The following is an 18,209-nucleotide window of genomic DNA, read 5'->3' on the forward strand; positions in this document are numbered from 1 at the left end:
CCTCGGCGCGGCACGGTCCGCCCGTCGGCGCGTGCATCGGGCCGGAATCGGGGGTCAGGAGCGCCGGACGGGGACGTTGACGTCGGCGACGTTGATGTGACCCCAGCCCCCGTCGGCCCGGTCGACCACCTCGATGTAGATCCGGTCGCCGATGTGGGCGGAGAGGTCGAAGACGACGCGGTGGTACTGCTCGGTGCTACGGCCGGTGGCCTTGGCCAGGACCTTGCCGTCGTCGGCGCGGACGGCCGCCGCGTAGAGCCGGTCGGGGTCGTTGCCGCCGGACACGAGCAGGTCGATCACACCGTCTCCGCCGAGGAGCACGGTGGTGGAGCGCAGGACGCCGGTGGCGTCGTCTCCGCCCGCGTCCGGGCTGAAGCCCCACAGGTGGTGGCCTGCCGGGTCGTCTTCGGTCTCGGCCTGGTAAAAGGGGCCGCCCCAGCCCCAGTCGGTGCGGGTGGTGACGTGGGCGTCGCCGAAGGTCGTGCCGGAGACGACGGTCCATCCGGTGAGGTCGCCGGTGGCGAAGTCGTGGTTGGGCAGCGCGTCGACGTCCGCCGGGCGCGGCGGGTCGTACGCGGCGGGCACGGCCGGCGTGTCGTAGGCGCCGTTCATGCGCCAGACGTCCAGGGACACGACACGGGCCGATCCGCCCTCGCTGGTCAGCCGCAGGCCGGTGGCGTCCTCGCGGGTGGGATAGACGCGGCTGGTGATGCTGTGGGTGCCGTTGACGTACGCCTCCAGCATCGAGCGGTCGAGCAGGACCCTGAGCGCGAGGCGCCCGCCGTCGAGTGCGACGTTGCCTCCGTGGACGCCCTTGCGGACGTCCGGGTCGAGGCTGGAGCGACCGCGGTCGATCAGGAAGCGGTGCTCGGCCGTGTCGTAGGTCAGCAGGGTCTGTTCGGTGCCGTCGGCGCAGGCCCGTACCGCCAGGGTGATCGTGCGCGCGCCGCGCGGTTCGATGACGGCGCTGATGTCGAGCAGGTCGCCGGAGACTCCGGCGAGCCGCCGGTTCGCTTCCGCCACCGAGGTCTGCCGGATGCGGGCGAGTCGCTTGCCCCGCAGACCGGCGGCCTCGGCGATCGGTTCGACCCCGAGGGTTCCGTCCTGGCGCAGGGAGACGGAGACAGGCATGCCGGCGTTGTGCGCCCAGCCGGACTGGGCGTGCTGCTGCTCGGTGCGGCGGTCCTGGGTGATGCTGAAGACCACGGACCGGCCGTCGGGGGTGACGAAGCCGGAGGGGCCGGTGAAGTGCTCGCCGAAGTCGAACTCGCGGGGCTTGTCGTGGTCGGGCACGAAGCGGTGCTCGCGCTTGTCGAAGGTGCCGATCCAGTAGTACGTGTGCTTGACGGCGTTCGGGTTGAACCCCTCCCACCACGGACAGATCAGCAGGATGTGCTTTCCGGTGCGCCGGCCGCGGGGGCCGGGAAGCGGGAGGAGCACCGGCAGCTCCCACACCTCACCGGGCTCGGGCACCTTGGCGAGGTCGTTCCAGTACAGCGGACCCTGGTAGGTCCAGGGCCCCTCGGGCCGGCGGGCCGTGTAGAGGAGAGCGGTTCCGCCATGCTTGCGGGTGACCTGAGCGCCGTCGTAGTCGACGATGCCGCTGCCGACGAGCTGGTACCAGACGCCGTCCTCCTCCCAGACGAACGGGTCGCGGAAGTTCTCCGCCCACGCGGTTCCCGGGCCGGCCGGCAGACCGGCCGGGGCTTCGGTGACCGGTTCGGAGCGCATCGTCCAGGTGGGCAGGTCGGTGTCACCGTCGGCCTGGTAGGTGGACAGGGCGAGGCCGGTGCGCTGGCGGTAGGGCAGGCGGTCGTCGCCGCCGGTGAAGAAGAGGACCGGTCCGCGGTCGCCGTCGACGCAGGCGGAGCCCGACCAGATGCCGTCCGGGCCGGGCGAGTCCGCGGCGGGGGCGAGGGCGATGGGAAGGTCGCGCCAGTGCACCATGTCGGTGCTGACGGCGTGCCCCCAGTGGATCTGCCCCCAGAAGGGTCCGAGCGGGTCGTGCTGGTAGAAGATGTGGTACCTGCCCTTGAAGTACACGGGCGCGTGCGGCTCGTTCATCCAGTGCCAGGGCGGCAGCATGTGGAACTGGGGGCGGTGCCGGTCGCCGTCGAAGCGGGCCCGGTGGGGGGCCAGGTCCGGGCGGGGCACGCGGTGACCGGGCAGGGCGGCGGTCTTCTCGGAGTGCTCGCGCTGTGCCGTCGCGTCGTCCAGGGCGCCCGGGCGGATGACGAGGCTGTCCATCAGGCCCATGTACATGTTGGCGTGGAACTCGCCGTTGAGCAGGGTCGGGTGGTTGTGCTTCCCGATGAGGAGAGGCTCGCCGGATGCCGGTTCGGGGGCCTTGTCCGGGGTGGTGGCGGTGCCGATCAGGCGGCCGTCGAGGTAGAGACGCAGCTGGTGGGCGGCCGGGTCGTAGGTGGCCGCGACGTGGCTCCACCGGCCTTTGGCGGCCGGACGGTCCGGGGCGCCCTTGACCTCGATCAGGTCGGTGCCGAAGCCGAGCTGGAAGACGATCTGCCCGAAGCGGCGCAGGCCGAGCAGGAAGCCGGTCCTGGCGCCCGGGTCGTGCTGGTTGACCAGGGCCTGGGGCTTGCCGTCGATGCCGTGCTCGTAGGCGTACGGGGCGATCCACACGTCGACGGTCACGCCGTCGGCGAGGTCGAGCTTGCCCGGCCCTTCGGCGGTGACGTAGGTGGAGCAGCCGTCGAAGTACAGGGCCCGCCCGCGCACGCCACGGCGGCGTACGGGGTCGCTGTCGGGCTTGTACCGGGCGTCGTTGAAGACGTACTCCACCGGGGTGGCCGATCCGGAGACCGCCTCGCGGGCGACCGTGCCGGACCGCTCGTCGAAGTCCCAGCGAGCGGTGGGCTTCTGCGGGCCGGACCGACCGCCGGCGGCGGCGAAAGCGGGCGAGAACGAGAGGGGCACGACGGCGCCGCCGACGGCGGCGGACACGACCGCGAGCGCGGTTCTTCTCCTCATGCTGGCTCCTGGGATGGGTGACGGACGGCGACTGACGGGATGCCAATTCGATTTAGGTGATGGATCGGCATGGTTCGCGCGCCGTCTCCGCTAAAGCAAGAGCTAACGCACGCGGATCTCAACTTCGCGTTGCACAACAGCGGATGAATCGCCATAGATCGCCACTGTTGCGTAGGCGAGATGTCCGGGGTGTTGACAGCGCATGACAGGTGGAGCACTCTCATCGCGTCCTGCTAATCCGATTTAGCCGAGCGGAGCTGATCCACTGATGTCCGAACGCCGCGTGACCATGGCCGACGTCGCCCGCGAGGCGGGCGTGTCGCCGACGACCGCGTCGTTCGCCCTGTCCGGCCGCACCGACATGCGCATCTCGGACGCCTCCCGGGAACGGGTTCTGGAAGCGGCCAGGCGACTGGGCTACCGTCCGAACGTCACCGCGCGCAGCCTCCGGACGAAGTCCACGCAGACCATCGGGCTCGTATCGGACCGGATCACCACCACGCCGTTCGCCGGGGACGTCATCCGCGGCGCCATGGAGGCCGCCCGCGAGCAGGACCACCTGCTGTTCATCACAGAGGCCGGCGGCGACCGCGCCGCCGAGTCGTCCCTGGTCCACGCCCTGCTGGACCGCCAGGTCGACGCCGTGATCTACGCATCCATGTTCACCCGCTACGTGACCCCGCCGAAGGAGCTGTTCGGCCGCCCGGTGGTGCTGCTGAACTGCCTGGCCCCGGGTTTCGACGCCCCCTCCGTCGTCCCGGACGAACTGGAGGCCGGCCGGGACGCGGCCCGCGCCCTGCTCGCGGCCGGCCACACCAGGGGCATCTGGGCGATCGGCGGCCACCAGGCCGTCCCGGCCACGCCCGAGGGGATCATCGCCGGCAACGAGCGCATGCGCGGCCTGGAGGAAGTACTGCGCGAGGGCGGCGCCCACCTGGACGGCGTCATCGAGTGCGACTGGGACACGCTGGACGGCTACCGGGAGGTGTCCGCCCTGCTGGCGGCGGGGACCCGGCCCCGGGCGCTGGTGTGCCTGGCCGACCGGGTGTCCTTCGGCGCCTACCAGGCGCTCGGTGAGGCGGGGCTGTCGGTGCCCGGCGACGTGTCGGTGATCTCCTTCGACGACCAGGACATCGCGTCCGTGCTGCGTCCGGCCCTCACCACACTGAAGCTGCCGCACTACCAGCTCGGACACCTCGCCGTGGAGTTGATCCTCCGCGGCGGGCCGCTCGAAGCGGCCGTACACCGCGTGCCCATGCCACTGCGGGAGCGCGCCTCCCTCGGTGCACCCGCCGGGGAGTGACACCGGCATCCGAAGACAGCCGGCCCGCCGCCCGCTCCGACGACTCCGGCGCGGGCGGCGGGCCGGCCACCAAGAACAGCGACCGTCGCAACCGGTCGCCAAGGGCGGGTCCTGCAAGACCCGCCTCCGTGAGATGGAGGAACCTCGTGGTGTTCAGAAGAAGGCGCCTCGCGCTTGCGAGTGTAGCCGCCGCGGCGGCGACCGCGCTCGTCGCCGGGTGCGCGTCCGGCACCGGCGGGAGCTCGTCCGGAGCCAGCGGCGACACGCTGACTCTGTGGACGCACAACGCCGGCAACTCGGCCGAGCTCGATGTCGTCAAAAAGATCATCAAGGACTTCAACGAGTCCCAGGACAAGTACACGGTCGAGCTCCAGTCGTTCCCGCAGACCGACTACAACAACTCCGTCGTGGCCGCCGCCTCGGCCCGCAAGCTGCCCTGCCTGCTCGACGTGGACGGCCCCAACGTGGCGAACTGGGCCTGGGGCGGCTACCTGGCCCCCATCGACGTCTCCGGCAGCGAGGTGCCGGTGGAAGACCAGCTCGCCAGCACCGTCGGAACGTACAAGGACCAGTTGTACTCCTTCGGTTTCTACGACGTCTCCCTGTCCTTCTTCGCCCGCAAGTCCGTGCTGAACGAGCACGGCATCCGTATCCCCACCATGGACAAGCCCTGGACCAAGGGCGAGTTCGACACCGCGCTGGCCAAGCTGAAGAAGAGCGGGAAGTTCGAGTACCCGCTGGAGATGGGCACCGGCGGCACCGGCGAGTGGTGGCCGTACGCCTACTCGCCGCAGTTGCAGAGCTTCGGCGGCGACCTCATCGACCGCGACGGCTACAAGACCGCCTCCGGCACCCTCGACGGCAAGGACTCCGTCGAGTGGGGCAACTGGTTCCGCTCGCTGGTGACCAAGGGCTACATGGCGAAGAAGTCCGGAGCCGACCCCAACAAGGACTTCCTGGCCGGCAAGAGCGCCATCCAGTGGGACGGCAGCTGGAACGCTGCCAAGAACGCCGAGAAGCTCGGCGACGACCTGGCGATCATCCCGCCGGTCGACTTCGGCGGGGGGCCCAAGATCGGCGGTGCCTCCTGGCAGTGGGCCATGAGCTCCACCTGCTCCAACAAGGACGGCGCGCAGGAGTGGCTGAAGTTCTCCCGCCAGACCAAGTACTTCGTCGACTACGCCAAGGCCACCAGCACCATCCCCGCCACGGACGCCGCCGCGCGGCAGATCGCGGACTACCAGCCGGGCGGCAAGTTCGAGGTACTCGTCCAGTTCGCGCGCGAGTACGCCACGGTGCGACCGGTCACCCCGGCCTACCCGTACATCTCCACCGAGTTCCAGAAGGCGGCCCAGGACATCCTGGCCGGCGCCGACCCCGAGGACGCTCTCGGTCAGGCCGCGAAGAACATCGACAACAACCTGAAGACGAACAACACCTACTCAGGCTGACCCGTCCCGGTCCGGTTCGGTCCCCGACCGCGCCGCCCGAACCGGACCGGCTCCCTGGAGATACCGTGACCACCAAGACCGCAGCCCCCGAGCGGCTGCGCCCGGTCCGGCGAACCCGAACGACCAACACCCGTCGCCGTGAGAGCCTCACCGCCCTCGGCATGGCCACCCCGGCCGTCGTGCTGCTGATCGTCTTCCTCGTCGTACCGGTCGCCCTCGCCTTCGCCCTGGCCTTCACCGACGCGAGGCTCATCTCGCCCACCCCGGCCCGCTTCGTGGGCCTGCGCAACTTCACCCGGCTCTTCGAAGACCCGGTCTTCTACAAGTCCCTGCGCAACACCGCGTACTTCGCCGCCGTCGTCGTCCCGCTCCAGGCCGGCCTCGCCCTGGTCCTGGCGCTGCTGGTCAACGCGAAAGTACGGGGCGTCAACTTCTTCCGCACCGTCTACTTCCTGCCCGTCGTCACCTCGATGGTCGTGGTGTCCCTCCTGTGGACCTTCCTCTACCGGAAGGACGGCCTGGTCAATCACGTCATCTCGACACTCACCCTCGGCCACGTCCAGGGCCCGGACTGGCTGGGCGACCCGTCCACCGCGATGCCCGCCATCATCCTGATGTCGGTGTGGCAGGGCGTCGGCTTCCACATGATCATCTGGTTGGCCGGCCTGCAGACCATCCCCGCCGAGCTGTACGAGGCCGCCGAGATCGACGGCGCCACACCCTGGCACCGCTTCCGCCACGTCACCTGGCCGGGGCTGCGCGCCACGCGCACCTTCGTGCTCGTGACCATCACGATCGCGGCGTTCAGCCTCTTCACCCAGATCAGGGTCATGACGCAGGGCGGTCCGCTCGACTCCACCACCACCGTCGTCTACCAGGCCGTACGCACCGGCTACGACCAGCAGCAGACCGCCTACGCGGCAGCCATCTCGCTGGTCTTCTTCGTACTCGTCCTGACCGTGTCGCTCGTCCAGCGCTTCCTGACCCGGGAGAAGGACTGACATGACCTCCCTCCTCAAGCGGTTCGGCGGTCACGCCGGCCGCATCGTGCTGGCCCTGGTCTTCGCGCTGCCGCTCCTCTTCATGCTGGTCTCGTCGTTCAAGTCGGACGACCAGATCTTCGGCGACCTGGGCTCACTGCGCGCCTTCCTGCCGGTCGGCGCCCTGTCGCTGGACAACTACACCGACATGTTCGAACGGGTCCCGGCGGCACAGTTCCTGCTGAACTCCGTGCTGATCTCGTCGGTCACCGTGGTGCTCGGTATCGTCGTCAACAGCCTGGCCGCCTTCGCGCTCGCGCGGATGCGGTGGTCGGGCCGCAAACTCGTCCTGACGACGGTCATCGCCACCCTCATCGTGCCGTTCGAGACCTTCGCGCTGCCGCTGGTGTGGTGGGTCAACCAGCTTCCACTGCTCCGCGTGAACGGCTTCCACCTGGAGTGGACCACCGGCTGGATGGACACCTACCAGGTGCAGATCCTGCCGTTCGTCGCCAACGCCTTCTCGATCTTCTTCTTCCACCAGTTCTTCCAGAGCATCCCCAAGGAACTCGACGAGGCGGCGATCATGGACGGCGCCGGCTGGTTCACCATCTACCGGCGCATCGTGATGCCGCTGTCCGGCCCGGCAGTCGCCACCGTCGCCATCCTCACCTTCCTGCCCGCCTGGAACTCCTACCTGTGGCCGCTGATGGTCGTGCAGAGCGAAGAGCTGCGACCGGTGATGGTCGGCATCTCCTACTTCTTCCAGCTGAACGTGGGCTGGGGCCAGATCATGGCCTACTCCTCCATGATCACCGTGCCGATCCTCGCCCTGTTCGTGGCGTTCCAGCGGTCCTTCGTCAACAGCATCGCCTCCACCGGCGTCAAGGGCTGACCCCCGCACCGCACTTGCGATCCCGCTTCGTCCTCATGACTTCCGTGCGCTTCGCACGCCCTGAGAAAGGCCCCGTGTGTCCACGTCGCCTGCCGACCCCCACCTGCCCACCGTCCATCTGCGACCGCCCCGCAACTGGATCAACGACCCCAACGGCCTGGTCTTCCACGACGGCCACTACCACGTCTTCTTCCAGTACAACCCGCACGGCCCTCAGCACGCGAACATGCACTGGGGTCACTACCGCAGCCCCGACCTGATCACCTGGGAACCCCTCCCCGTCGCCCTCACCCCCACACCCGGCGGGCACGACGCCGACGGCTGCTACTCCGGCAACGCCGTCTCCACCGGCGGCCGCATCCTGGCCTTCTACTCCGCCCACCACAACGACCGCTGGTGGCAGCCGATCACGACCGCCGAGTCGTCGGACAACGGCCGCACCTGGACCAAACGTCCCCACCTGCTCATCCCCGAACCGCCCGCCGGCACCACCATGTACCGGGACCCCTACGTCTGGCGGCAGGACGAGCGCTGGAGGATGCTGGTCGGCTCCGCCCTCGACGACGGCCGCGCCGCGGCGCAACTGTACGAGTCCGACGACCTGGAACACTGGACCTACCGCGGCCCCTTCCACACCAGCGACACCGACACCGGCACGGGCCCGATCGGCTGGGAATGCCCCCAGTACGCCACCTTCGGCGACCAAGGTGTTCTGATCCTCAGCGACTGGACCCCTCGGGGCGGCCCCAGCCACACCAGCGTCATCACCGGCCAGGAGAGAGACGGACGCTTCACGGCGGCCACGGCCCTCGTGCCGCTGGACCACGGTCCCGACTTCTACGCCCCCGCCCTGCTGAAGGCCCCAGGAGAAGACCGCTGGCTGATGTGGGGCTGGGCCTGGGAAGCACGGGACGACGCCTGGGCGCACGAAGCGGGCTGGGCAGGCGTCCTCACGCTCCCCCGAGAGGTCAGCCTCACCGCCGACGGCACGGTCGCCCAGCGCCCCGCCCGCGAACTGCTGGCCCTGCGCGGCCCGCGCGTCGTGCACGGAACCGGACACGTCATCCGGACCGAGCCCGCCGAGCTCGGCGAGGTCAGCCACACCTTCGACCTCACCGCCACCCTCGTCCCGGACACCACCGGTACGAGCGGGCTGCGCCTGATCACGTCGACCGACGGCTCCGAGTACCTCGACATCGGCCTCGACCCCACGGCAGGCCGCCTCGTCGTCGACCGCACCCACGCCTCACCGGACACGCGGGCACGGGGAGGGGCCTACACCGCACCGTGCCCGGCCGCGGCACGCCCCGGCGCCCCCGTTGAACTCCGTGTGATCGTGGACCGCTCGATAGCCGAGGTCTACCTGGCCGACGAGCAGGTCCTCACCCTGAGGTTCTACCCGTCCACCGACGGACCGTGGCGGCTGCAGGCCCGTACGACAGGGTCAGGGAGCAGCGAGTTCGCCGTCGCGGCCTGGAACCTGACCCCGCAGGGCATCCGGCAGGAAGTCCAGCCGGCGCCCCGGACAGCACAGCGTGCTTGATGCCCTGGGCCGCACGCGGCCCGAAGACTGACCCACCCGCACACTGACAGGCCCCGTGACCTCGCACCGTGTGCGGCAGACATGTCCACCGCAGCATCCCACGCTTCTACGGCGCCCGCGGCTGCGTTCCGTGGCGCGGGGCGACAGCCCCGCGCCCTACCTGAGAGGCAGACAGTCATCATGGCCCGACCCGGGTCCCCCGGCAGCGTCGACGTCCTCGGCGAGTGCGTCGCCGACATCTTCGAGGACCGCGACCGGTCCGATAGCGGCGGTCTGGCCCTGCGTGCGCTGGCCGGTGGCGGCCCGGCCAACACCGCTGTCGCCCTCGCCCGGCTCGGCACCCCCACCCGCTTCCTCGGACGCTTCTCCAACGACGCCTTCGGCACCCTCTTCCGTGCCCGCCTCAACGCCTCCGGTGTCAACCTGACCAGCAGCGTGACCACCACCGAGCCCAGCACGCTCGCCGTCGCCGACCTCGACGCGACCGGCCAAGCCACCTATGGCTTCTATGCCGACGGCGCCGCCGACTGGCAGTGGACCGACAGCGAACTCGCCGCGACACGGAACGACGACGCGGTCTGCCTGCACACCGGTTCTCTCGCGCTGATCCGCCGGCCCGGCGGCAGCCGAATCGAGGAACACCTCGATCAGGTGCGCGAGCTCACCACCGTATCCATCGACCCCAACGTCCGCCCCCTGCTCGTACCGCCCTCCGCCTACCGCGAACGGCTGGCCCACTGGTGCGCCGTCGCCGACATCCTCCGCCTCAGCGAAGACGACTGCACCTTCCTGGCGCCCGGTGCCGGCCTCGAAGAAGCCTGCGACACCTGGCACACCGCAGGCGCGCGCCTCGTCGTCATCACCCTCGGCGGACGCGGCGCCCTCGCGTCCCTCGACGGTGCGCGCGTCACCGTCCCAGCCCCTCCTGCGGTGGTCATCGACACCGTCGGTGCCGGCGACTCCTTCACCGCGGGCCTGCTGCACCGCCTTGCCGGTGCCGGACACCTGGGTGGCCGCCTCGACGAACTGACCCTCGAAGACGTCGCTGATGCCTGCTCGTTCGCCGCCGAAGTCGCCGCCCTGACGGTTTCGGTCCCCGGTGCGAATCCACCCTGGGCGGACGATCTCGCCACTGCGATTCGACGCTGACCGGAACGTGGGCGCCGTTCGCCGGCAACGCAGCTGACCGTGACCCGGCCCCGGTTCGAGATGTTTCCGCTCACCGGGGGCGATGGTGCGGCCCACCCGGTAGGGCGCCAGCACTGTGACTCCGGGAAGGGCTGCCTGCCGTCCACCCCCGTCGCAGCGGCCTCCGCCCCAGCAGACACCAACTACTTCCCCGCCCCGGGCCCGCCTCGTGAGGGAAACAGCTATTGCTCGTCGAGGACTCCGGGGGCGTCGTGCAGGACCACACTCTGTTGCAGCGGGATGCGTCCCATGCCGATGTCGTACATCGGTGACGTCTTGTCGCCGATGCCGAAGGAGATGCCGAAGAGCAGCTTGAGGTCGTCTCGGACGCCCAGCGACGCCCGGACCGTGTCGGCGTACACGCCGAGGACGGCCTGCGGGATGCCGTGGAAGCCCCGCGCGGTCAGCGAGAGCAGGAAGTTCTGGGCGTACATGCCGATGTCACCGGCCGTCCGGACCCCGTCGCCGAGTTGTGGCATGAAGAGCAGGGCGACGTGGGGCGCATCGTAGAAACGCAGGTTCTCGCGGATCACTTCGTGCCTGCCCTCCATGTCGGAGTGCGCTATGCCCCGCGCCCCGTAGACACGGGCGCCGTGCTGATAGGACCGCTCGAGGTAGACGCCGTCGCCGTAGTCGCCGGTGAAGTCCGCCGAGTCCCGGCCGTCCTCGTACGCCCTGAGCAGTTCCTTGCTCAAGGCGTCCCGGGCGGCACCCGAGACTACGTGCACCGTCCAGGGCTGGGTGTTGCTGTTCGAGGGGGCGGTCTGCGCATCCTCCAGGACGCCGCGGATGTCCGCAGGGGACAGCGGCGTCGGCCGGAACTGCCGCGGGGAGTGCCTGACGCGTACGAGTTCGGTGAACAGGGAGGCGGTGGTGGACAAGAGGTTCCTTTCCAGAGGGCGGCTCGGGGTGGCCGGAGGGCGGGCGTGTCAGTGGCGAGGGGAGTGGTTGGTTCCACGGTCTCCTCGAGCGTGGGCGTGGAGGTGAGAGCGGCGAAGCGTGGCGTCTGGCGGTTCCGCTTGCTCCGGGTCTCGTTGCGGTCGGCCGCGGCACAAGCGGCTCCCAGGTCATCGACGGTCGGCTCGGTGCAGTACGCGGGGTTCGTTGGCTGCCAGCGCCAGGAGCCACCCGCTTCAAGTGGCGCTCCTCGCCGGTGTGTCGGCGTCTGCGCCGGGGTTGTCAGTCCGTGGCCGACGACACTGTCGACACTGCGGTGGCATTGACGGGAACGTTGCTCGGTGGAGACGCCGGCGGCTGGGGGGTGGCTGCGGTTCTGCGGACCCAGAGGGTGCCGACGATCGCGAGGCAGCCGATGACCGCCGCCGTCGTGAAGGCGGCTTGTGCCGCCGAGACGGACTGGGCCAGGTTCAGTGCTCCCGCGTCCTTGGCGTGGGAGCCGATGGTGTAGGCCGAGATCAGGACGGCGCCGCCTGCGCCGCCGGCCAGCTGCTGGGCGGTGTTGAACGCCGCGGTGCCGTGCGGGTAGAGCTCGGCGCGCAGGGAGGACAGCGCGGCCGTCGTCATCGGTGCCCACATGAGGGCCTGGGAGGCCGACAGGACGAGGTAGGCGGCCAGGAGCGCTGTGACTCCGGTGTTCTCGTCGGCTCGGCTCAGGAACCACAGGGAGCCCGTCCAGATGATCGATCCGGGGATGGCCAGGGGGCGCGGTCCGTAGCGGTCGTAGACACGTCCGCCGAGGGCCGAGACGAGGGCGATCAGGGCTCCGCCGGGGACCAGGAAGAGGCCGATCTGGAGCGTCGTCAGGCCCGCGACGTTGGTGAGGACCAGCGGCAGGACCATCGTGGTGCCGAACCCGACCAGCGCGACGACGAGCATGACCAGCAGCGGCACGGTGAACGACGGGGTGCGGAAGATCCTCATGTCGAGGAAGGCGTTGTCGCTGCGCTGCAGCACGGTCTGCCGACGGACGAAGACCGCCAGGGCGAGAAGCCCGATGATGATCGGGATGTAGGGGGCTATCGGTGCGTGGCCGGAGGCCGACTCGCCGATCGTGGACAGGCCGTAGACGAGGGCGCCGAACCCGATGGCGGACAGGACGAGGGACAGCACGTCCAGCCTGACCGGTTCCGGAGTGGTGATGTTGCGCAGCTTGGCGGCGCCCAGTGCCAGCCCGGCCAGGACGACGGGCAGGACCAGGATGAACAGCCACCGCCAGCTGAGCTGGGAGATCACCAGGCCGGACACCGCCGGGCCGACCGCGGGTGCCACCGCGGTCAGACCGGTGACCAGCGCCATCGTCCGGCCTCGCCGGTGCGGGGGCACCAGGCGCATCGTCGTGGCCATCAGCAGGGGCATCAGGGCGGCAGTGCCCGCCGCCTGGATGATGCGTCCGGTGAACAGCACGCCGAACCCGGGGGCGACGGCGGCGATCGCCGTGCCCAGGGTGAACAGGGACAGCGAGCCGAGGAAGATCGTACGGAGGGTGAACCTCCGTAGGAGGAAGCCGGTGGCCGGGATGAGGATCGCCAGGGTCAGCAGATAACCCGTCGTGAGCCACTGTCCCGTGGTGGGAGTGATGTCGAGATCGGTGATCAGGGTGGGGAGTGCGACTCCCAGCAGCATCTCGTTCAACAGGACGGTGAACGCGGAGACCATCAGGATCCCGATGACGAGAACGTCCTTGGAGGCCAGTCTGTCGTCGTTGCGGGTCGGTGGCGGTGCATCTGCGGCGGCCGGCGCCGGAGTCTTGTCGGGGGACATGTGATCTCTTCCGTGTTGCTGGGTGTGCGAAGGGCCGTACGCGTTCCATGCCGTTGGTGCGCGCCGGTGGGGTCCGGCTGCACAAGCCCAACCCGGTGGGGCCTCGGCCGGGGAGCTGTCGCGTGGGGTGTGCCGCCCCGGTGGCCATCGGCACGGAACGCCTGTGTGCCGCGTCGGGCTGCCCTGGGAGCAGCGGATGCCTGCCGAGGCCGGCGGTAGCATCGGAACCGATAAGGAGATAGTCTCCGTTTCACGGAAGACGATACGGAGATGGTCTCCGTATTGTCAACGGGAGGTGCAACGACATGGGTGAGGCAGCCACCGGCGAGCGTCGGCAGCGGACGGACAAGCAGCGCAACCGCACGCACATCCTCGAGGTCGCTGAAGAGTTCTTCGCCGAGCAGGGCATCACCGGCTCCATGGACGCCATCGCCAAGCGGGCCGGTGTCGGTCCGGGCACCCTCTACCGGCACTTCCCCAACCGGGAGGCACTGCTGGCTGCCCTGCTGCAGGCCCGCGACGAAGAACTGGAGGCCCGACGGGACGCCATCCGGCGCGAGGTGGCCGACTCCCGCGCCGCGCTCGCCCAGTGGCTTCAGGCACTGGGCGAATGGGTGACCGCCTTCGACGGCCTGCCCGAGCCTCTGCGGGCCGCACTGACCGAGGACACGTCCCCGCTGGCGATCACCTGCCAGGGCTTCGTCACGACCACCGAGGACTTCCTCCGCGCGGCACAGCGCGACGGCGGTGCCAAGCCCTGGGTGCGGGGACGCGACCTGTTTCTCAGCACGCTGGCCACCGCCTGGGCCCGTGGCGCCGCCATGGCCGACGAATCTTCCCCCGACGCGCTCGTTTCCCTCATACGCACCGGGTGGGAGACGCCCGCGACGGGAACAGCTCCCGGGAGCGGCGAAGACCCCGCGTAACCGCAGGCAGAAGCGTGGCGCCCTGACGCGGGGCGCTCACTCTCCCGAGAACTCACCCCTGGGCGCCCCACCCGTCGGGCGTGCGGCCTGCGGGCTGGGCTGCCACTGGGGCACCGTGGACGCAGCGTCGGCGGCCTCTCGTGACCGAACTCGAGGCAAGGAGAAACATCGTGAAGATCGGCATTCTGGGCGTAGGGCACATCGGGAAGACCCTGACCCAGCGGCTGGCCGCGGCAGGGCATCAGGCGAAGGTGGCCAACTCGCGCGGCCCGCACACGATCGAGGCTGACGTCCTCTCCACGGGCGGGCGCGCGGTGACGGCGGCAGAAGCCGTCGAGGACGTCGACGTCGTGGTCCTCTCGATTCCCTTGAACCGTCTTCCGCAGGTCGTGCCGCTGATCGCCGACGTGCCGGCTGGCACGGTCGTCATCGACACGTCGAACTACTACCCGGCGCGGGACAGCCGGATCGAGGCCATCGACGCCGGTCAGGTCGAGAGCCTGTGGGTCACCGAACAGCTGGGCCGGCCGATCGCCAAGGCGTGGAACGCGATCGGTTCCCACTCGTTCGCGACCAAGGGCAGGCCCGCGGGGAGCCCGGACCGCATCGCCATCCCCGTCGCCGCCGACCGCGACCGGGACCGCCAGATGGCCATGGCGCTGGTCGAGGACACCGGGTTCGACGCCTTCGACGCCGGAACGCTCGCGGACTCGTGGCGGCAGCAGCCGGGTGCGCCGTGCTACTGCACCGACCTCACCCGCGAGGAGATGCCGGGTGCGCTGGCGGCCGCGGAGGCCGAGCGCCTGCCCAGGCGGCGCGACCTTTCCGTCGCCGCGATCCAGGAAAGGGTCGGGGACGCCACGACCAACCCCGACGCGGAGTACGGCGTCCGCCTGAGCCGGGCCCTGTTCATGTGAGCCCCTCCGGGGGTGCCCCGACTCGCACGTCGACCGTCGAGCAGCACGCCCCCCACTCCCCATACCTTGGCCCCGACGTCGCCGACGTCGGGGCCAAGGCATGCGGGCAGCGCAAGGTGTTACGGCGCTGCCCTGACACGCGCTGTCAGAAGGTGCGCGCGGCCACCTTCACCCGCTGGGCCGTCCGCAGCGCCTCCTGGAGCTTGCCAGCGGGCAGCGGCGCCGCAGGGGCCTGCATGATGCGCTCGGCCGGCACATCGGGATCTGCCAGGTAGATGTGGGTGTAGGCGCCGGCCTCGGGCTCGAAGCGCCAGCTCTCGTCCAGGGTGCCGGCGTCCACCGTGTCGAAGCCGAGCCGACCGATCAGCTCGGCCGCCCGGACCTTCGCGTCGGGGTCGTTGCCGGCGATGGGCAGGGCGCTACGGTCCGGAGCTCCGGCGGGCCGGGCCAGCTGGGGGATGTGGTGGGCCAGGATGTTGTTGAACGCCTTGACCAGCAGCGCGCCGGGCAGGAGCTGCTGCTCCAGCTCGGCCGTGGTCACTTCCTCGGAGTCGAGTTCGGCGATCCGGCCGTCGCGGTGCGGGTAGTAGTTGCCGGTGTCCAGCACGGTCCTGCCCGTCAGGAGGCCGGCGGGCAGGTCGCGGTACGCGGTCAGGGGAATGCTGAGTACGGTCGCCTCTCCGGCGCGGGCGGCCTCTTCGACGGTGCCGGCCGTGGCGCGCGGCCCCAGTTCCCCGACGAGATCTGTCAGGCTTTCGGGGCCGCGTGAGTTGGCGATCACCACGTCGATGTCCGCGGCCACCGCCAGTCGTGCGATCGCGGCCCCGATGTTGCCGCTTCCGATGATTCCCAGGGTCGGCATCGTTGCTCCTTGCTTCGTTGGTGTGCCCGGTACCGAGCGGTCCGGTCAGGTTCTCGGTGATGATCGTCCGCGGCGCTGTGTGCTGGACGCAGCAGGGCACGCAGCGCCGCCCCATGCCCAGGGCCCGTGATCGGCCCTGGATCCCATGCCTTCCTCGTCGTGCCGCACGGTCACTGGGTCAGTGGTGTATGGGTGCCGAAAGAGCGCCGGTGATACGTGAGCGGTTTCAGGGAACCCTGACCCGGCTCCGCGGCCGTTACGTGGGCGAGCAGGACGGTGTGGTCGCCGGCGTCGACGCAGTCGTCCACCTCGGCGACGATCCACGCCGCGGCATCGGGCAGCCGGGGCAGCTCGCCACTCGGCGACCAGTCGATTCCGTCGAACTTGTCGGGTGCGGAGCGGGCGAAGACGGAGGCCAGATCGGCCTGGTGCGCACCGAGGACGTTGACGCCGAAGCGGCCGCTGCGGCGGACGATCGCCAGCAGACGCGAGCGTTGGTCCAGCGACACCAGCACCATGGGAGGCGTCAGGGACAGGGACGCGAAGGCGCTGACCGTGGTGCCGTGCGGGCGGCCGTCCTCCAGGGCGGTGACCACGGTGACCGGAGTCGCCACGGCGGCCATGACGTCCCGGAACGCCTGCTGCGCCGTGGCGCCGGATCGCAGAGACGCGCTGGTGGACATCACCGGGCCGCCGTTTCCGAGACGCGCGTGTCGAGACCGTACTGCTCGCGGGCGTGGAGGTGGTCGCGCAGGGTGGGGCCTTCGTAGTCGAGGTGGAACAGGCCGCGTTCCTGCAGGAGGGGGACGACCTGGTCGACGAAGGCGTCGACGCCGTCGTGGTAGCCGTCGATGGCCAGGGAGAAGCCGTCGCAGGCCCCGGCCTCGAACCACTGCTGCATGTGGTCGGCCACGTCCTCGGCGGTGCCGGCCACGACCGGGTGGTAGTCGATGACGCCGTGGGCGAGTACGTCACGCAGGGTCCAGCCCTCCCGTGCCACCTGAAGGGCGCGGGCGGAGCGCGGGTCGTGCGGGCTGGGTACGGCGTCGGCCAGCTGGCCCGCGGTCAGCGGCTCGTCGATCTGCCCGTGGTCGAGCGGCAGGCCGATCATGGCGCCGAGGTAGCGGACGCGTTGGCGCAGGTCCACGGATTCGTCCAGGAACCGCCGCCGGTCGAGGGCGGCCCGGCGGGAGGCGGCGATGGCCGGCATGAAGCCGGCGAACATCTTCACCTCGTCCGGGTCGCGTCCGGCGCGCTCGGCGGCATCGCGCAGTGCCTGGCGCTGGGCCCGGCCGTCCTCGATGGTGTAGGGGTTGGCGTAGACGCCGTCGGCGTAGCGGCCGGCCAGCTCCAGGCCGTAACTGCCGCCGCCCGCTTGGAAGATGACCGGCTGGCCCTGCTCGGAGGGCGGGAGGGGCAGTGGGCCGCGGGAGGCGACGTGGCGGCCCTGGAGATTCACCGGCTGGATCTTGTCCATGTCGGCGAACCGCTTGCCGTCCACGTCCAGAACCCAGGCGTCCTTCTGCCAGCTGCCCCACAGCGCCTGCACGATCTGCACGACCTCGTGGGCCCGCTCGTACTTCTCCGCCCGCGGCGGGACAGCGCGGCCGAAATTCGCCGCGGCGGCGGGGTCGGAGGTGGTGACCGCGTTCCAGCCGGCCCGGCCGTGGCTGATCACGTCCAGCGCCTTGAACTGGCGGGCGAGGTTGTAGGGCTCGTTGAAGGTGGTGGAGGCGGTGGAGACCAGCCCGATCCGCTCCGTCTCCCGCGCGATGGACGTCATGACCAGCAACGGATCGATCGCGAAATGCGGGACCTGTTGTTCGAGGTCCACATCCAGAACCGGAGTGTCCGCGAAGAACAGCAGCTGAATCTTGCCTCGCTCGGCTGCCAGCGCGTACCGCACGAACTGGTCCATGTCCGTATAGCTGCGCAGGTTCGCCCCAGGAAGACGCCACGCCCCGGGTTCGGCTCCGTAGCCGCTGGTGAACTGCATGCACAGGAGCATCTGACGGCTTGACACGACTGGCCCTCCAGATGAGACATAAAACGGAGAGCATCTCCGATTAGGCCCCGACAATACGGAGGCTTCCTCCGTATTGTCAAAGCGGCCAGGCCGGGCAAAGAAGGGAGCAGCCGAGATGCAGGAGTCCTGGGTGTACAGGCCAACGACGTCCCTCTGAGCCCGAGTGGCGAGGGTGGCGGGCAGTTGTGTCCCTGGACTCGATCGCCGACGCTTGCGAGTCAGCCGGAGGGCCGCGGCGTGCGGTGCCGGAAGGGGGGCCGCGGCCCGTAGCCGGTGACGGAGCTCGAGTTCGGCGATCGGCCGGCCGGTGGTGTACGCCGTCAAGATCGACGACGACCTGACCTCCGGCGTCCGGGGCATCCTCACCGGCCAACGACCAGACGCGGCCACGCACTTCGGAGCGTGCGGA

Annotated in this window: 14 protein-coding genes; 8 read left to right on the forward strand and 6 right to left on the reverse strand. The window is 70.1% G+C overall.

The features are described 5' to 3' along the window. Positions 1–54: 54 nt before the first annotated feature. Positions 55–2,988 (reverse strand): GH32 C-terminal domain-containing protein, encoded by a 2,934-nt coding sequence (locus tag ACH4NX_RS36820; protein WP_398130214.1) that lies wholly within the window; start codon positions 2,986–2,988, stop codon positions 55–57. A gap of 268 nt (positions 2,989–3,256) precedes the next feature. On the opposite strand from ACH4NX_RS36820, the gene ACH4NX_RS36825 reads away from it, so the two are divergent. The 6 genes from ACH4NX_RS36825 to ACH4NX_RS36850 all read left to right on the forward strand — a co-directional run bounded on the left by ACH4NX_RS36825 (position 3,257) and on the right by ACH4NX_RS36850 (position 10,309). Next, positions 3,257–4,291, forward strand: a complete 1,035-nt coding sequence (locus ACH4NX_RS36825; protein ID WP_398130215.1) for a LacI family DNA-binding transcriptional regulator — start codon at positions 3,257–3,259, stop codon at positions 4,289–4,291. Positions 4,292–4,437: 146 nt separating this feature from the next. Beyond that, the gene (locus ACH4NX_RS36830; protein ID WP_398130216.1) at positions 4,438–5,742 is read left to right on the forward strand and encodes an ABC transporter substrate-binding protein; all 1,305 of its coding nucleotides are present in this window, start codon (positions 4,438–4,440) and stop codon (positions 5,740–5,742) included. A gap of 65 nt (positions 5,743–5,807) precedes the next feature. After that, entirely contained in the window at positions 5,808–6,743 is a 936-nt protein-coding gene (locus ACH4NX_RS36835) for a carbohydrate ABC transporter permease (RefSeq protein WP_398130217.1), read from the forward strand. Position 6,744: 1 nt separating this feature from the next. Then, a complete protein-coding gene (locus tag ACH4NX_RS36840; protein ID WP_398130218.1) occupies positions 6,745–7,617 on the forward strand; it encodes a carbohydrate ABC transporter permease in 873 nt (290 codons plus the stop codon). A 76-nt stretch (positions 7,618–7,693) separates the two neighbouring features. Further along, the gene (locus ACH4NX_RS36845; protein WP_398130219.1) at positions 7,694–9,160 is read left to right on the forward strand and encodes a glycoside hydrolase family 32 protein; all 1,467 of its coding nucleotides are present in this window, start codon (positions 7,694–7,696) and stop codon (positions 9,158–9,160) included. A 180-nt stretch (positions 9,161–9,340) separates the two neighbouring features. Further along, the gene (locus tag ACH4NX_RS36850; protein WP_398130220.1) at positions 9,341–10,309 is read left to right on the forward strand and encodes a carbohydrate kinase; all 969 of its coding nucleotides are present in this window, start codon (positions 9,341–9,343) and stop codon (positions 10,307–10,309) included. 221 nt (positions 10,310–10,530) lie between these two features. Here the strand turns inward: ACH4NX_RS36850 and ACH4NX_RS36855 are convergent, their stop codons facing one another. Together ACH4NX_RS36855 and ACH4NX_RS36860 are read right to left on the reverse strand one after the other, a co-directional pair. Next, complete coding sequence (locus ACH4NX_RS36855; protein ID WP_398130221.1) at positions 10,531–11,229, reverse strand: nitroreductase; 699 nt, start codon at positions 11,227–11,229, stop codon at positions 10,531–10,533. A gap of 298 nt (positions 11,230–11,527) precedes the next feature. Beyond that, positions 11,528–13,069, reverse strand: a complete 1,542-nt coding sequence (locus tag ACH4NX_RS36860) for a DHA2 family efflux MFS transporter permease subunit (RefSeq protein WP_398130222.1) — start codon at positions 13,067–13,069, stop codon at positions 11,528–11,530. 305 nt (positions 13,070–13,374) lie between these two features. Between ACH4NX_RS36860 and ACH4NX_RS36865 the strand changes: the two genes are divergently transcribed. Both ACH4NX_RS36865 and ACH4NX_RS36870 read left to right on the forward strand, forming a co-directional pair. Then, on the forward strand, positions 13,375–13,995 hold the full coding sequence (locus tag ACH4NX_RS36865) for a TetR/AcrR family transcriptional regulator (RefSeq protein WP_189557636.1): 621 nt from the start codon (positions 13,375–13,377) through the stop codon (positions 13,993–13,995). A gap of 170 nt (positions 13,996–14,165) precedes the next feature. Next, positions 14,166–14,912, forward strand: coding sequence for an NADPH-dependent F420 reductase (locus ACH4NX_RS36870; protein WP_398130223.1), 747 nt, complete (start codon positions 14,166–14,168; stop codon positions 14,910–14,912). A 145-nt stretch (positions 14,913–15,057) separates the two neighbouring features. Here the strand turns inward: ACH4NX_RS36870 and ACH4NX_RS36875 are convergent, their stop codons facing one another. From ACH4NX_RS36875 to ACH4NX_RS36885, 3 genes are all read right to left on the reverse strand, one after another. Beyond that, positions 15,058–15,774, reverse strand: a complete 717-nt coding sequence (locus ACH4NX_RS36875) for an NADPH-dependent F420 reductase (protein WP_398130224.1) — start codon at positions 15,772–15,774, stop codon at positions 15,058–15,060. 170 nt (positions 15,775–15,944) lie between these two features. Beyond that, positions 15,945–16,457 carry a flavin reductase family protein gene (locus tag ACH4NX_RS36880; protein WP_398130225.1) on the reverse strand — a complete coding sequence of 171 codons (513 nt, stop codon included), beginning with the start codon at positions 16,455–16,457 and terminating at the stop codon, positions 15,945–15,947. Next, positions 16,457–17,770, reverse strand: coding sequence for an NtaA/DmoA family FMN-dependent monooxygenase (locus ACH4NX_RS36885; RefSeq protein ID WP_398130226.1), 1,314 nt, complete (start codon positions 17,768–17,770; stop codon positions 16,457–16,459). The genes ACH4NX_RS36880 and ACH4NX_RS36885 overlap by 1 nt, the downstream gene beginning before the upstream one ends. Positions 17,771–18,209 lie beyond the last annotated feature (439 nt).

The organism is Streptomyces sp. NPDC017225, assembly GCF_044331465.1.
Lineage (GTDB): Bacteria > Actinomycetota > Actinomycetes > Streptomycetales > Streptomycetaceae > Streptomyces.